This is a genomic window from Bacteroides sp. (assembly GCF_052357945.1).
GTDB lineage: Bacteria > Bacteroidota > Bacteroidia > Bacteroidales > Bacteroidaceae > Bacteroides.
On record NZ_DAWCXD010000019.1, the window covers coordinates 35,076 to 50,995 of the forward strand.

9 protein-coding genes and 2 pseudogenes are annotated in these 15,920 nt (G+C 43.0%); 9 read left to right on the plus strand and 2 right to left on the minus strand.

Annotated features, from left to right (window positions below; all coding sequences use genetic code 11):
* Positions 1-2: 2 nt before the first annotated feature.
* Positions 3-3,131 carry a SusC/RagA family TonB-linked outer membrane protein gene (locus ACT8YW_RS06395; RefSeq protein WP_444104388.1) on the minus strand — a complete coding sequence of 1,043 codons (3,129 nt, stop codon included), beginning with the start codon at positions 3,129-3,131 and terminating at the stop codon, positions 3-5.
* Positions 3,132-3,288: 157 nt separating this feature from the next.
* Between ACT8YW_RS06395 and ACT8YW_RS06400 the strand changes: the two genes are divergently transcribed.
* The 6 genes from ACT8YW_RS06400 to bioD all read left to right on the plus strand — a co-directional run bounded on the left by ACT8YW_RS06400 (position 3,289) and on the right by bioD (position 10,503).
* On the plus strand, positions 3,289-4,398 hold the full coding sequence (locus tag ACT8YW_RS06400) for a DUF4421 domain-containing protein (protein ID WP_117937568.1): 1,110 nt from the start codon (positions 3,289-3,291) through the stop codon (positions 4,396-4,398).
* 92 nt (positions 4,399-4,490) lie between these two features.
* Positions 4,491-6,905: an adenosylmethionine--8-amino-7-oxononanoate transaminase gene (gene bioA / locus ACT8YW_RS06405; RefSeq protein ID WP_444104389.1), complete on the plus strand. Its 2,415-nt coding sequence runs from the start codon at positions 4,491-4,493 to the stop codon at positions 6,903-6,905.
* 221 nt (positions 6,906-7,126) lie between these two features.
* Positions 7,127-8,281, plus strand: a complete 1,155-nt coding sequence (locus tag ACT8YW_RS06410; RefSeq protein ID WP_444104390.1) for an 8-amino-7-oxononanoate synthase — start codon at positions 7,127-7,129, stop codon at positions 8,279-8,281.
* Positions 8,278-8,928: a DUF452 family protein gene (locus ACT8YW_RS06415; RefSeq protein ID WP_444104391.1), complete on the plus strand. Its 651-nt coding sequence runs from the start codon at positions 8,278-8,280 to the stop codon at positions 8,926-8,928. The genes ACT8YW_RS06410 and ACT8YW_RS06415 overlap by 4 nt, the downstream gene beginning before the upstream one ends.
* A gap of 82 nt (positions 8,929-9,010) precedes the next feature.
* Positions 9,011-9,853 (plus strand): malonyl-ACP O-methyltransferase BioC, encoded by an 843-nt coding sequence (gene bioC / locus ACT8YW_RS06420; RefSeq protein ID WP_444104392.1) that lies wholly within the window; start codon positions 9,011-9,013, stop codon positions 9,851-9,853.
* The gene (bioD, locus tag ACT8YW_RS06425; RefSeq protein ID WP_444104393.1) at positions 9,850-10,503 is read left to right on the plus strand and encodes a dethiobiotin synthase; all 654 of its coding nucleotides are present in this window, start codon (positions 9,850-9,852) and stop codon (positions 10,501-10,503) included. The genes bioC and bioD overlap by 4 nt, the downstream gene beginning before the upstream one ends.
* A gap of 105 nt (positions 10,504-10,608) precedes the next feature.
* On the opposite strand, the pseudogene ACT8YW_RS06430 reads toward bioD, so the two are convergent.
* A pseudogene (locus ACT8YW_RS06430) lies at positions 10,609-11,772 on the minus strand (response regulator); the annotation flags it as partial.
* 196 nt (positions 11,773-11,968) lie between these two features.
* Here ACT8YW_RS06430 and ACT8YW_RS06435 point away from each other — a divergent pair.
* From ACT8YW_RS06435 to ACT8YW_RS06445, 3 genes and pseudogenes are all read left to right on the plus strand, one after another.
* Positions 11,969-12,556, plus strand: a pseudogene (locus ACT8YW_RS06435) (DUF3575 domain-containing protein).
* A 24-nt stretch (positions 12,557-12,580) separates the two neighbouring features.
* Complete coding sequence (locus ACT8YW_RS06440; protein ID WP_444104395.1) at positions 12,581-14,032, plus strand: DUF3868 domain-containing protein; 1,452 nt, start codon at positions 12,581-12,583, stop codon at positions 14,030-14,032.
* 92 nt (positions 14,033-14,124) lie between these two features.
* Complete coding sequence (locus ACT8YW_RS06445) at positions 14,125-15,624, plus strand: L-lactate permease (RefSeq protein WP_444104394.1); 1,500 nt, start codon at positions 14,125-14,127, stop codon at positions 15,622-15,624.
* Positions 15,625-15,920 lie beyond the last annotated feature (296 nt).

Consider the following 15,920-nt stretch of genomic DNA (forward strand, 5'->3'; position numbering starts at 1 on the left):
ATTTAGAAAGAAACGTTGATACCTCCGGAGATCGTTCGCATAGCCGGATAACGATAATAAGTGATACCGGTAATTCCCTGTTCAGGGTCTAGTCCCTGATTCCGGTGAATGGTAAACAGATTATCTCCTTGTACATATACCTGCACACTACTCAATGATAACTTACTAATCCATTGTTTGGGTAAGTTATAGGAAAGAGTCAGGTTTTTCAATCGCATATACGAATTATTCTGCAAGAAACGGGTAGAAGCCGAGTTCCAGTTATTAGTGGTAGTACTCAAAGCGGGAACATCTGTATTACGATTGTCGGGAGTCCATCTTTTTAGAATCTCCGTCGACCAGTCGCGTCCTTCCAGACTTCCATTATGCAGAATCATTGTAATATCACGATTGTAGATATATCCACCGATACTATAAGCAAAGATGGCAGAAAGATCAAATCCTTTCCAGGAAAGAGAGGTATTGAATCCACCATACACTTTCGGGAGAGAAGATTTATTGACGTAATAATAGTCAGCCGAACCGTAATCGTTTGTTGTGACACGTTTTCCGGTCGGATTGTGATTTTCATCTTCTTCATCCATATACCACAACGGATCTCCATTCTCCGGATCTACTCCCGCCCACTCTATCATATAGAAATCATAAACAGAACGGCCTACCTGCAACTTGTTCACACCACTTTGCGGCATATCTTTCAAAGGAAGATCCGTCACCTTATTCTTATAATGTGTCAGATTCATCCCCAGTTTCCATACCCAACCATTCTGATTGATAATTGTTCCGTTCAACACCATTTCTATACCTGTATTCTTCAAGGCTCCTACATTCTCGTCAATAGAACCATATCCCAGAGAAGGAGCTATCGGACGTGAGTAAAGCAAATCTTTCGAACGACGTGTAAAGAAGTCAAACGAACCGGAAAAACGGTTGTTGAACAGGGAGAAGTCGATACCCACGTTAAAGTTGAGGTTCGTTTCCCATTTCAGGTTCGGGGTCGCCATACGGTCGGACACTAACGCATTTTCTCCCAGATTGGAAACAATGGTATAAAGCCCTTTACTCGCATAATACGTACCCAAGTTATCGTTTCCCTGTGCACCATAGCTCATTTTCAGAGTTAGGGCAGACAACCAGTCGGAAGTGCTTGCCATAAACTCTTCCCGGTCGATACGCCAGGAAGTACCCAGCGACCAGAAATTTCCCCAACGGGTTTCGGGCGCAAAGCGTGAAGAACCGTCGCGACGATAAGATGCCGAGAAGAAATATTTATTTTGATAATCATATAACGCTTGAGTCAGATAACCCACCAATGCATAGTCAATACGATATCCCGAACCTCCGGTCAGCTGTGAGCCGACTACCAATTCCGGCATATCAGGCTGCGCCATTTTGGAACGTGATGCTGTCAGTTCATCGTAACGGTAAGAATAGGCTTCCACACCGGCAAGGACATTAAAATGATGTTCACCGATTGTCTTGTCATACGTAGCGATATTGTTCCACGTCCAAGAGAAAGTGCGGGTATTCATTCGGCTGACGCCGCCTCCGTTCTCTTTAGCCGGACCTAACTTCGGATTCGTATAATCCAGCGTATTATAATTAATCAAGTCAAAGTTGAAACTTGTCTTGAATTTCAGTCCTTCAATAATCGTAGCTTCCAGAAAAGTACGACCGGAGACTTCATCTTTCATTCGTTCCGATTTATCCAAAGGCAAAGTAGCCGGAAGGTTCCAGTTTGCCATCGAACCGGAAGGACGATAAGAACCGAAGTCATAAATACGATCTCCACTCTCATCCAATTTGTAGCTACCATCCGTATTCATTTCATAAATAGGATAAAATCCCGGCATGGTACGTCCTGCGGTAATCACATTACTGGTTTTGGAGTCGGAAGAAACCGGATAATTCTGCATGGAATGTGCGAAACTCAAGTTGACGCCTCCCTTCAACCAGGAAGTCATCTCGCTGGTGATATTGGAACGAAGATTGAAACGCTGGTAACCGGATTCGAGTGCAATACCTTTATCATTCAGGTATCCGGCAGAAAAGAAATACTGATTCGCTTTTCCACCTCCGGAAACACTTAGATTTAACTCTGTGCGAAGTGCCTGTTGCTCCATGGCGTCACTCCAGTCAGAATTCCATAACGGACGGGCACCTGCCACCAGCTTTCCATCTGTACCGACCGGTTGCGCATATTGAGGACCATAGGGGTTCGGGCCACCTCCCATTAATTTCGTTACCAAGTCTTTGGATGCTTGCGTCGCGGCAGTTGCCGGAGTATAATCCGCACTCTTGGCATACTGATTGCGAAGTGCTTCCCAATATAATTCGAAGTATTGGTCGGTACTGACACGATCATAATCGCGTACGGCACGGTTGGAACCTCCTAACGAAGCTTTCACCTTTACTGTTGCTTTGGTATTCTGGTCTCCCTGCTTGGTCGTGATAATAATCACGCCGTTTGCACCACGGGAACCATACAAAGCAGCAGAGGCCGCATCTTTCAATACTGTCATCGAAGATATGTCATCCGGATTGATAGAGTTCACACTACCATCGAACGGGACACCGTCCACTACATAAAGCGGAGCGCTGGAAGCGTTGATAGACCCGATACCACGAATACGGATTTCCGCATCCGTACCCGGCTGGCCGCTTGCCGCACTCGCCTGTACTCCGGATACCGTACCCTCCAATACACGTGATATGCTGGAAGTCTGTAACTTTTCAATCTCACCAGCTTTCATCGTCGAAGCTGCTCCGGTAAAACTATACTTTTTAGCGGTAGCATAAGCTACCACCATTACTTCTTCCAGTTCCTTACTTTCCGATTCCAACGTGACGTTAATCACACTCCGGTTATTCACCGGTTGTTCCACCGTTCTCATTCCTACAAAACGGAACACTAAAGCGCCGGTCGCAGGAATCTCAATCGAATACTTTCCATCAATATCGGTAATGGTGCCGGAAGATGCTCCTTTCAATTGTACGGAGACACCAGGCAAAGGTTCTCCTTCAGAAGTCACTGTGCCTGTCACGCGTTTCTCCTGCTGTGCTTCCGCATATACTATATTTCCTGCAAAAAGCAGAAGAGACACGACTAATAAACGTAAATAGATTCTCATAATTTTGTGGCTTAAGATTTATTTGCTTGTTGTAACTAACAGTATATTGAACTTTTTTGTTTAGGAAACGAAACATTTTTTAGAAGATTGCTAGTATAAATCAACGAAAGGTAGTACATTCGTGAAACAAAAAATATCTATACCAACAAAGAACCACATGGGGAAACGGGTTATTCTATATCTTTTTCTGTTATTTTCACTGTCCTTACAGGCACAGACTGAAGAGAAAGTCTCTTTAGGCAACGATAGTACAGAAGTAGATTCCACAGCAACCGCCAAGCCAAGTGCTTTTAAAAGAGCGATCAAGAAGTTTATGAACTTCAGTGATTTCGATACGCTCTATATCAGTCCCAACCGTTATAACTATGCGCTGATGGTTACTCATTTCAGCAACTTTGAGTATTATTCTATCACCAGTGAATTGCCGCAGCCACAGAAACTTAGTTTTTCTCCCAACCCGCACAACAAGATAGGATTGTATTTCGGCTGGCGATGGATTTTCCTGGGATGGTCTGTAGATGTAAACGATATTTTCAAAAAAGGCAACCGAAAGAACAGAGGAACAGAATTCGATCTTAGCCTATACAGTTCCAAACTGGGGGTGGATATCTTCTATCGCCGCACCGGTAATGATTACAAAATACATAAAATCAGAGGATTTTCAGACGATATCCCCTCCAACTATTCCGAAGATTTCAGCGGAATAAAGGTAGATATCAAAGGACTGAATCTATATTATATCTTCAATAACCGTAAATTCTCTTACCCTGCCGCATTTAGTCAGTCCACCAATCAACGACGCAATGCAGGTACATTTATTGCAGGTTTTTCCATTTCAAAGCATCATCTCGACTTCGACTATACAGCACTTCCGGGATTTATCCAGGAGGCGATGAATCCTGCCATGAAAGTCAAGAATATTAAATACACCAATGCCAACATCAGTTTCGGCTACGCCTACAACTGGGTCTTTGCCCGCAACTGTCTGGCATGCCTGTCTCTCACCCCTGCCATTGCCTACAAAGCTTCCGATGTGGACGCAGAAACGAATGAAGCAAAAGCATGGTACGGTAAATTCAATCTGGATTTTCTGGTTCGGGCAGGGATTGTCTACAACACTGGCAAGTATTACGTAGGTACTTCTTTTGTTGGAAAAAACTACAATTATCATCGCAACAATTTCTCTGTCGACAATGGATTCGGTACTCTCCAAATATATGCCGGATTCAACTTCAACACCCGCAAAGAATACAGGAAAAAGAAATAATTCCACAGAAACTAGAAATCATCAACTTGCTTGCTTATCCAAAGAATCTTTGTACATTTGCCACGTTCTAACGAACAAAAGTAAAAAAATCAATGAAGCAACAACGCCACATACAGACCACACGCACTCTTCTTTCCCGCTTTCGCTACTGGGGAAGAAAGAACTATGCTGCCTTTGCAAGTATGGGACGTGAATTCCAAATCGGTCATCTGCATATCAATGTTGTGGACGTTGCTCTTCGTAAGCAGAATGCTGCACAAACTATCCCTTATCATACATTTATGACACTTCAGGAAATCAAAGACCAAGTGTTGGCGGGTATCGACATATCACCCGACCAAGCTGCTTGGCTAGCCAACATGGCTGACAGCGAGGCGCTTTATGCCGCCGCGCATGAGATTACCGTCGCGCGTGCTTCGCACGAGTTCGACATGTGTTCCATCATCAACGCCAAGTCCGGCCGATGTCCGGAAAACTGCAAATGGTGTGCACAATCCTCCCACTACCAGACTAAAGCCGAGATTTACGATCTCCTTCCCGCTGAAGAATGTCTTCGACAGGCCCAATACAACGAAGCCCAGGACGTCAACCGATTCTCCCTCGTTACCAGCGGACGAAAACCATCTCCCAAACAGATTACTCAACTTTGCGATACAGTCCACTATATGCGTCGACATTCGTCGATTCAACTTTGTGCTTCTCTGGGACTGCTCAATGAAGAAGAATTGCGTTCCCTGCATGAAGCGGGAATCACCCGTTATCACTGTAATCTGGAAACTGCCCCGTCCTATTTTTCCAAACTCTGCTCTACGCATACGCAAGAACAGAAACTGGCTACTCTCGATGCAGCCCGTCGCGTAGGCATGGATATCTGTTGCGGAGGTATCATCGGCATGGGAGAAACGATGGAACAACGGATTGAATTTGCTTTCACATTGGCAGAACTGAATGTTCAATCCATACCTATCAACCTGCTTAGTCCGATTCCGGGAACTCCACTGGAAAACGAGCAGCCTCTAAGCGAAGAAGAAATACTTAAAACCATCGCACTCTTTCGTTTTATCAATCCGACCGCTTTTCTGCGTTTTGCCGGAGGACGTTCACAACTTTCTTCCGAAGCGATGCACAAGGCATTATATATCGGAATTAACTCGGCTATCGTAGGCGACCTATTGACAACACTCGGCTCCAAAGTATCGGAAGACAAAAAGATGATTCAGGAAGAAGGCTATCATTTCGCCGATTCCCAATTTGATCGCGAGCACATCTGGCATCCGTACACTTCGACTACCGATCCGCTTCCTGTATATAAAGTGAAACGGGCAGACGGCGCTACCATTACCCTCGAAGACGGACAAACGCTCATTGACGGAATGTCTTCCTGGTGGTGTGCAGTGCATGGATATAATCATCCGGTATTGAATCAGGCGGCAAAAGAACAATTAGATAAAATGTCTCATGTCATGTTCGGGGGACTGACGCATGATCCGGCCATTGAATTGGGGAAATTGTTATTGCCTTTGGTTCCTTCCTCCATGCAGAAAATATTCTATGCAGATTCCGGTTCGGTAGCCGTAGAAGTGGCACTGAAAATGGCTGTACAATATTGGTATGCAGCAGGAAAACCGGAAAAGAACAATTTTGTGACTATCCGTTCCGGCTATCACGGTGATACGTGGAATGCCATGTCTGTATGTGATCCGGTGACGGGTATGCACAGTCTTTTCGGTTCGGCATTGCCTGTACGTTATTTTGTCCCGTCCCCCACTTCCCGGTTCGACGGAGAATGGAATCCGGAAGATATACTACCTCTACAAGAGATGATTGAAAAACATTCAAAAGAGTTGGCGGCGCTTATCCTGGAACCGGTGGTACAGGGAGCAGGCGGAATGTGGTTCTATCATCCGCAGTACCTGCGTGAAGCTGAAAAGCTTTGCCGGAAGCACGATGTTCTTCTTATCTTCGACGAAATAGCAACAGGATTCGGACGAACCGGTAAACTTTTTGCTTGGGAACATGCCGGAGTAGAACCGGATATAATGTGTATCGGTAAAGCACTGACCGGAGGATATATGACACTTTCTGCTGTATTGACCAGCAACCGGATAGCAGATACAATCTCTAACCACGCACCGGGAGCTTTTATGCACGGACCTACATTTATGGGGAATCCACTTGCGTGTGCAGTGGCTTGCGCTTCCGTTCGCCTGCTGCTCGAATCCGGTTGGCAAGAGAATGTGAAGCGAATCGAAACTCAACTGAAAGAAGAACTGGCTCCTGCACAGGAATTTCCGGAAGTGGCTGATGTACGAATACTCGGAGCCATCGGAGTCATTGAGATGAAACGTCCGGTAAATATGGCCTATATGCAACGAAGATTTGTGGAAGAAAGAATCTGGGTACGTCCCTTTGGCAAGCTGGTATATCTGATGCCGCCTTTCATCATCACTTCGGAACAATTAAGCGAACTGACTTCCGGCTTACTTAAAGTTATTCAAAAAAGATGACAGATAAGAAGAATATTACCAGATTTTCACCCAAGAATCTGTTCCTCGGTGAGCAAAAGGGTGTTCCTCGGTGAGGAACGGGCCTTTCCTCACCGAGGAAGGATGCCTTGGTCGGTGAGAAACTTTCGGGATACTTCTTTAGACAATAAACATCTTATAGACAACTGATTACGCTTTCAACCATCCATATATCGAATACTTATTACTTAAAACAATAATTCATGACATTAGAACATATAAACCAGGAACTCCAGACCTTGAAAGAGAAAAAGAACTACCGTTCTCTCCCACCGCTTATTCACGAAGGACGAGATGTTCTGCTGAACGGACAACGAATGTTGAACCTATCTTCTAATGATTATCTCGGGCTGTCCAATGACATTTCATTGAGGAAGGAATTCTTAAAAACACTCACCCCTGAAACATTCCTGCCTACTTCCTCCTCTTCCCGGTTACTGACCGGCAATTTTAGTGACTATCAGAAGTTGGAGCAACAGCTAGCCACGATGTTCGGAACGGAAAGTGCACTTATATTCAATAGTGGTTATCATGCCAATACAGGAATACTTCCTGCCATTTGCAATACTCACACACTGATTCTTGCCGACAAGCTAGTGCATGCAAGCCTGATAGACGGAATTAAATTATCATCAGCTAAATGTATTCGGTATCGTCACAATGATATTTCCCAGTTGCAACGACTGATTGCTGAAAATCATAACGCTTATGAGCAGCTTATTATTGTTACCGAAAGTATCTTCAGCATGGATGGCGATGAAGCTGATCTTCCCGCTCTCATTCAACTCAAAAAGAGTTATTCCCATGTTCTTCTTTATGTAGATGAGGCTCATGCTTTTGGTGTACGGGGAGAAAAGGGATTAGGATGTGCTGAAGAACAGGACTGTATCAATGATATAGACTTTCTGGTAGGAACATTTGGAAAAGCCATTGCTTCGGCAGGAGCTTATATCGTCTGCCGACAACTCATTCGGGAATATCTTATCAATAAAATGCGTACGTTTATATTCACCACTGCCCTTCCTCCTATCAATATCCAGTGGACTTCATGGGTGTTAGAACACCTTTCAGCTTTACAACATAAGAGAACTCACCTGCTACAAATCAGTGAAAAGCTAAAGGTAACCCTTACAGACAAAGGATATAATTGCCCATCGGTGAGCCATATTGTACCTATGATTATAGGAGCCAGTGAAGATACCATATTAAAAGCAGAAGAACTCCAACGCAAAGGATTCTATGCGTTGCCCGTCCGTCCGCCTACCGTACCCGACGGAACTTCACGCATCCGCTTCTCACTGACAGCGGACATCACAGAACATGAAATTGACCAACTCATCAAACTGATAAACGAATGAAGCAGCATTTTATCATAAAGAATAATCAGAAGCATCTATTGCTTTTCTTCGCCGGTTGGGGAATGGATGCAACTCCTTTCCTGACCATTCATCCTGCTAATAAGGACTGGATGATTTGCTATGACTACCGTTCATTAACATTTGATGCCAGTTTATTGGAAACCTATTCCCAGATTACACTCATCGCCTGGTCGATGGGAGTCTGGGCAGCTTCTCAACTCATAAGGCAGTATCCACATCTGCCTGTTTCCCAAAGTATCGCCATCAACGGTACCCTCTATCCCATACATGAAACCAAAGGTATTGCTCCCTCTATTTTCGATGGTACACTCCAAGGATTGAACGAACAAACCTTGCAGAAATTTCAAAGAAGAATGTGTGGTTCAATAGCTGACTATAAAGCTTTTCAAACCGTATCCCCCCAACGTCCGGTTGAAGAACTTAAAGAAGAACTTGCCGCCATACAACAACAATATTTATCATTGCCTCCCTCTGATTTTAAATGGCAAAAAGCTATCATAGGAAAAGGCGACCGCATTTTCCTCCCGGATAACCAATATTTGGCATGGGAAAACCAAGTGGACTCTCTTGAACAAGTGGAAGCGGCACATTACCAACAGGAGCTTTTTAATACAATACTCATGTAGCCGGATACTGATGCATCCATTATTTTAGAATAAAGTAATTATCATACCATCAGTATATCAGCATATTAAATAAAGATTGATTATGAATAAACGACTAATCGCAGAACGTTTTTCAAAAGCTATCACTACCTATCCGAGGGAAGCAAACGTGCAACGGCAAATAGCAGATAAAATGATTCATCTGCTTGCGAAACATATATCTTCTCCCTGCTCGAAAGTGATTGAATTTGGTTGCGGAACCGGTATTTACTCCCGTATGCTGCTCCAAACCCTCCGTCCGGAAGAGTTATTACTCAATGACCTTTGCCCCGATATGAAATATTGCTGCGAAGACTTATTAAAGAAGAAGCAAGTTTCTTTTCTTCCGGGAGATGCCGAGACAGTCTCTTTCCCCGCCGAAAGCACACTGATTACTTCCTGCTCCGCCCTGCAATGGTTCGAGTCACCGGAAAACTTCTTCGAAAGGTGTAATACCCTGCTCGATAATCAGGGTTATTTCGCTTTTAGCACTTTTGGAAAAGAAAACATGAAAGAAATACGTGAACTTACCGGCAACGGACTTCCTTATCGTTCACGGGAAGAGCTTGAAGTAGCTTTGTCACCCCATTTTGACATACTATATTCAGAAGAAGAGCTTATCCCGCTTTCGTTCGAGGACCCGATAAAAGTGCTATATCATTTGAAGCAAACCGGAGTCAATGGTTTATCAACACAATCCTCTCCTGCCGGAAAACAAGAGAACGATTTGTGTTCATCAGACGACAATTCAAAAAATAATTCTAAGAACAATCTTCCCCAACAGCAGTGGACTCGTCGTGACTTGCAACTCTTCTGTGAACGTTACACGCAGGAATTTACTCTGGGCACTTCTGTGTCCTTAACATATCACCCTATTTATATCATCGCAAAAAAGAAAAAAGTATGAAACAGAATGTATATTTCGTAAGCGGCATCGATACGGATGCCGGAAAGAGCTATGCCACCGGCTTTCTAGCCCGTGAATGGAACAAGAACGGTCATCGCACCATCACCCAGAAATTTATTCAAACGGGAAATGTAGGTCATTCCGAAGATATTGACCTACACCGGCAAATCATGGGAATCCCTTTCACCAAAGAAGACCAAGAGGGGCTAACCATGCCGGAGATTTTTTCTTATCCCGCCTCTCCGCATCTTGCTTCCCAGCTGGATAACCGTCCCATCGACTTTAATAAAATAAAACGTGCAACCGAAGAATTGAGTGAACGGTATGACTCTGTTTTACTCGAAGGAGCAGGCGGCCTTATGGTTCCTCTGACAACTGAACTGTTAACCATTGACTACATCGTCCAAGAAAAATATCCGCTTATCTTTGTTACTTCGGGCAAACTGGGGAGTATCAATCATACCCTGCTTAGTCTCGAAGCAATACAAAAACGCGGCATTGTACTAGATACCGTATTATATAATTTATATCCTACCGTAGAAGACAAGACGATTCAGAATGATACAATGGAATTTATCCGAACCTGGCTGAAAAAGTATTTTCCGGAAACGAAGTTTATACTGGTTCCGGAAATAAAAAAGAATCTATAGAAAAGTAATCACCGACTACTTTCACTCAACAACAATCGTACTCTTGTGTGGATTATGGCTATCATAAGTAACTTTCACCGGATACATATAGCCATAATCCTTTTTTTAAACAGTAGTCGAATATTTATCTAAAGCCTTTCTCAATGTTCTTTCCGAAATCGGTTTGGTCACAAAGTCATTACAACCCATCTCCAAAGCCAATTCTTTATCCGCCTCAAAAGCATAAGCCGTCAAAGCAATGATCGGAATTTCTTTAGAATAAGAACGGATAATATGGGTTGCTTCCAGTCCATCCATACGCGGCATTTTTACATCCATCAGGATTAAGTCCGGTTGGTACTGCTTATACATTTCGATAGCTTCCACTCCGTCTTTAGCCCAAAGCAAGGTATATTCCCTGCCAATCAGATTCTTCAGCAGGATAAAATTGCTCTCTACATCTTCTGCTACCAGAATCTTCTTAATCTGTTGTACACGATTGACAGTATTTTCTTTAGATTCCACCTTTGTCTCTTTGAAGAATTTACCGAGTTCTCCGGTTTCTTCATAAGGAATTGTGAAGTAGAAGGTAGAGCCTTTACCCAGTTCGGAAGTCACCCCGATTTCTCCACCAATCTTTTCGATAATCATTTGACAGATAGAGAGCCCTAATCCTGTCCCTTGCGCAAAAGAGTTCAGTTTGACAAAACGTTCGAAGATACGATCCACCTTTTCCGGTTCTATTCCTGTATCTTTCACATACACACGAATAGCTTTATCCATCCGTTCAAAGCCAAATCGAATTTCCCCCTCATAGGTAAACTTACTCGCATTAGTCAGGAAATTCGTTATCACCTGCATGATGCGGTTCTGATCTCCCTCAATGAGCAAATCCTCCTCTTCATTGTCCAAAACAAGAGTTACCCCTTCTTTCACACGTTCTTTATGAACAGTATAAATTGTCCGGCAAACCTCTCCCAGATTCATTGGACGTTTGATATATTCGAGTGTTCCGGCCTCTATCTTCGATAAATCCAGAATATCATTAATCAATTGCAACAAGATATCCGAATTCTGATTGATAATACCCGAATAGAGCTTTTTCTCTTCAGCAGTTTCGGCAGAAGGCAATAATTGGGAGAATCCTACAATAGCATTCAACGGAGTCCGGATCTCATGGCTCATGTTAGCAAGAAAAGCACTTTTCAATCTGCCGGATTGCTCCGCTTTAATCCTTGCCTTGATTAGTTCCTGCTCAATATTCTGAAGATTAGTAATATCCCACGAAATGAAATCATTGTCATATTGATTACACAAAGGTACTTTTATATAATGAACGCATCATGCGTGGAAACTGTTAGCATTTATGCCTTAAAACATCTTTATCCATTTATTTAGGGAGCTTTTTTTGCAGGTTGCGACAACAAACTTCCATGCTTTTCTGTTTATCGCTTATCATTTTTAATAAAACCTATACCCTAACAAAATGAGAACAATTAAAATCTTATTAGCAGCCGGTTTCCTGCTCGTGTTCGGTACAAGCATCCATGCACAGGTACAACGGAATGAAACCTATCTACCCAAATTTACCATCAAGACCAATGCTCTCTATTGGGCAACTTCCACTCCTAACTTAGGAATAGAAGTTGGACTGGCAAAGAAACTGACGCTCGACATATCCGGTAACTACAATCCATGGAAGTTCGGTGATGACCGTCAAATCAAACACTGACTCATCCAGCCGGAATTGCGCTATTGGCTCTGCGAGCGTTTCAACGGAAGTTTCTTCGGTTTGCACGGACATTACGGAGAAATGAATGTCAGCAATCTGAATATATTCGGAATGGGACACGACCGTTACGATGGTAATCTGTACGGAGCAGGTATTTCCTACGGTTACCAATGGCTCATAAGCAGACGCTGGAGTATGGAAGCTACCATCGGAGTGGGATATGCCCGCTTGGAATACGATAAATATGCTCGTGATTGTAAATGTGAAAAGCTGGGACATAACACCCGCAATTATTTTGGTCCGACTAAAATCGGTCTTAGCTTCATTTATGTCATCAAATAATCGAACTCTCTAAAACTTACAATGATGAAAAGAAAACTTATTTATCTATTTATAGCCTTCGCAGCCGCCATCTTACCGGCTCATGCACAAAAATTCCTGAACGATGCGCTCACTCTCTCGAACGTATCTTTATGGCAACAAGGTAACTCTCTCTATGTGGGTATGACTTTCGATATGAAGAACCTGACGATAGGTTCCGCACGAAGCTTAAGCCTGATCCCACTACTGACAGATGGGCAACATAACATTCCTCTTCAGGAAATCATCGTCAATGGCAAAAGACGCGAAAAAGCATATATCCGCGGGTTAGCAATCACCAAACAAGAACCAACTGCTATCATCGTTCCTTATAATAAAAGGGAAACTTTCAATTATACCCAGGTGATTCCTTACAAACCCTGGATGGCTAATGCCAGTTTGCAACTGGTAGAAAATCTATGCGGATGCGGCAATTATCAGGAAATGAACGCACAGGAACTGATTACCAATGATGTATCTACCGAAGCCAAGCGTTTAAGCGCCATGTCTCCTATCATTGCTTATATCCAGCCAACCGTAGAAGTGGTTAAGAACCGTAGCGAACAATATGAAGCTCATCTGGATTTCCCGGTCAACAAATCGGTGATTCTTACCGATTTCATAAACAATCATGCTGAATTGGTGAATATCCATGCCATGTTTGACAAAATACAGAATGACCGGAACCTGACCGTGAAAGGTATCAGTATCGAAGGTTTCGCCTCACCGGAAGGACCTCTTGCTTTCAATGAGCAACTTTCTAAAAAACGTGCGGAGGCTTTGAAAGATTATTTGGTCAAGAATGAAAAAGTATCTTCCAAACTATATAAAGTGACTTTCGGTGGTGAGAACTGGGATGGATTGGTGAAAGCGCTTCAGTCTTCTTCAATGAAGGATAAAGAAACGTTCCTGGACATTATCAAGAATACGACTGACGACGCCAAACGTAAACAGGAAATTATGCGTGTAGGTGGTGGAGTTCCTTACCGTACCATGCTGAAGGAGATTTATCCGGGACTGCGTAAAGTGAACTGCAAAATTGACTATACGGTTGTCAATCTCGATGTTGAACAAGGCCGCATCATTATCCGGGAAAATCCGAAATACCTTAGTCTGAACGAAATGTATCAGGTAGCCAACAGCTATCCGAAAGGAAGTAAGGATTTCGTTAATGTATTCGATATTGCCGTACGTATGTATCCGACTGATGCCGTAGCCAATCTGAACGCAGGAGCTGTCGTCTTATCACAAAAAGATTTGAATGCAGCAGTGAAGTTTATGGAAAAAGCCGACCACAATACTGCCGAGTTCATCAACAATACCGGAGTCTACAATTTCCTTAACGGGGACATTAACCGTGCCATGGCTGCATTTGAGCAAGCAGCAAGGCTAGGTAACGAAGCTGCGCTGGCCAACTTAAAACAATTACAACAAATTCTTAGCGTAAAGATGAAATAAACAGAAAAATCTCTTTGTGCAACCAACCAAAGTGGGACGTTTGTTTGTTATATCAATAATAAACAACGTTCCACTTTTTAAATCTGATAATTATGACCTTGATCCTTGCTGTTATTCCGGTGTTACTGTTGATTATACTAATGGCATTTTTTAAAATGTCAGGTGATAAAAGTAGTATCATTTCTCTGATTGTGACGATGCTGATTGCTCTTTTCGGCTTCGCTTTCTCGGTAGACAATCTGTTTTACTCCTTTTTATATGGAGCATTAAAAGCTGTTTCTCCTATCTTAATCATTATTTTGATGGCTATTTTCAGTTATAATGTATTGCTGAAAACTGAAAAGATGGAGATTATTAAACAGCAATTCGCTTCTATTTCTACCGATAAAAGTATTCAGGTGTTATTACTGACTTGGGGATTCGGGGGACTACTGGAAGCAATGGCCGGCTTCGGGACAGCAGTTGCCATTCCGGCAGCCATTCTTATCAGTCTGGGATTTAAGCCTATCTTTTCGGCAACCGTAAGTTTGATTGCCAATAGTGTAGCCACCGCTTTCGGAGCGATCGGAACTCCGGTATTGGTACTAGCCAAAGAAACGAATTTGGATGTATTGCATCTTAGCACGAATGTCGTATTGCAGTTATCTGTTTTGATGTTCTTGATTCCGCTGGTTTTGCTTTTCCTTACTGACTCCAAACTTAAATCGCTTCCCAAAAATATATTTCTTGCCTTATTAGCAGGCGGAGTCTCTTTAGTCAGCCAATATCTGGCTGCCAAGTATATGGGTGCTGAATCTCCGGCCATTATCGGCAGTATTCTTTCGATTATCGTAATCGTTGTTTATGGAAAACTTACTGCATCCAAAGAAGAGAAAGCACGAAAAAGTCATCTGAAAACGAAAGATATACTGAATGCATGGAGTATCTATTTACTGATTCTATTTTTAATCATCCTGACCAGTCCCCTCTTCCCGGGATTGCGTCATACATTAGAGAATAACTGGATAACCCGAATCAGTTTGCCCATCAGTGCTTCCACCGTCAATTATACCATTTCCTGGCTGACTCATGCCGGAGTATTGCTTTTCATCGGAACTTTTATCGGTGGATTGATTCAAGGGGCTAAAGTCAAAGACCTGTTCATCGTTCTTTGGAATACAGTGAAGCAATTAAAGAAAACATTCATCACAGTGATCTGCCTTGTGGGATTATCCACAATCATGGATAGTGCCGGAATGATTGCTGTGATTGCCACCGCACTGGCTACGGCTACGGGAAGTTTGTATCCACTGTTTGCTCCGGTCATCGGTTGTCTGGGAACGTTTATCACCGGAAGCGACACCTCTTCCAATATCCTTTTCGGAAAGTTGCAAGCAAGCGTTGCAGGGCAAATTCATGTTAGTCCGGATTGGTTGTCCGCTGCAAATACGGTAGGCGCCACAGGTGGTAAGATTATCTCTCCACAAAGTATTGCCATTGCTACTTCTGCGGGAAACCAACAGGGAAAAGAAGGTGAAATACTGAAAGCGGCCATTCCTTATGCGTTAGTGTATGTGACGATTACCGGAATTGTTGTTTATATTTTCAGTTAACAAACCAAAAGTGCATAAAGAATAAATAGAGATATGAAGCAAAAGCCATTTATCCCTTCACCCCTTCACCTTTCCCTGTTCATCGGTGTTTGCGGGTGAAGGACAGCCCTTCACCAAGAGTTCACTCCCCTATTTCATTATAGCAAATCGGAATATGCTTATAGCTAAATGCAGTATGTTCATAGCATTTATTTTTCTTCCTGATAGTTGAAACAAACATTGGGATATTTATTTTAAATACGCTAAGAAACTGTTTTGATTTAATTTGAAAGTCTATCAGTTGGCAGTCTCCTATC

Bases quoted from the DNA above. Each gene is read 5' to 3' on its own strand.
- ACT8YW_RS06395 (WP_444104388.1), bottom strand. From the start codon at position 3,131: ATGAGAATCTATTTACGTTTATTAGTCGTGTCTCTTCTGCTTTTTGCA.
- ACT8YW_RS06410 (WP_444104390.1), top strand. From the start codon at position 7,127: ATGACATTAGAACATATAAACCAGGAACTCCAGACCTTGAAAGAGAAA.
- bioC (WP_444104392.1), top strand. From the start codon at position 9,011: ATGAATAAACGACTAATCGCAGAACGTTTTTCAAAAGCTATCACTACC.
- ACT8YW_RS06445 (WP_444104394.1), top strand. From the start codon at position 14,125: ATGACCTTGATCCTTGCTGTTATTCCGGTGTTACTGTTGATTATACTA.
- ACT8YW_RS06415 (WP_444104391.1), top strand. From the start codon at position 8,278: ATGAAGCAGCATTTTATCATAAAGAATAATCAGAAGCATCTATTGCTT.
- bioD (WP_444104393.1), top strand. From the start codon at position 9,850: ATGAAACAGAATGTATATTTCGTAAGCGGCATCGATACGGATGCCGGA.
- ACT8YW_RS06440 (WP_444104395.1), top strand. From the start codon at position 12,581: ATGAAAAGAAAACTTATTTATCTATTTATAGCCTTCGCAGCCGCCATC.
- ACT8YW_RS06400 (WP_117937568.1), top strand. From the start codon at position 3,289: ATGGGGAAACGGGTTATTCTATATCTTTTTCTGTTATTTTCACTGTCC.
- bioA (WP_444104389.1), top strand. From the start codon at position 4,491: ATGAAGCAACAACGCCACATACAGACCACACGCACTCTTCTTTCCCGC.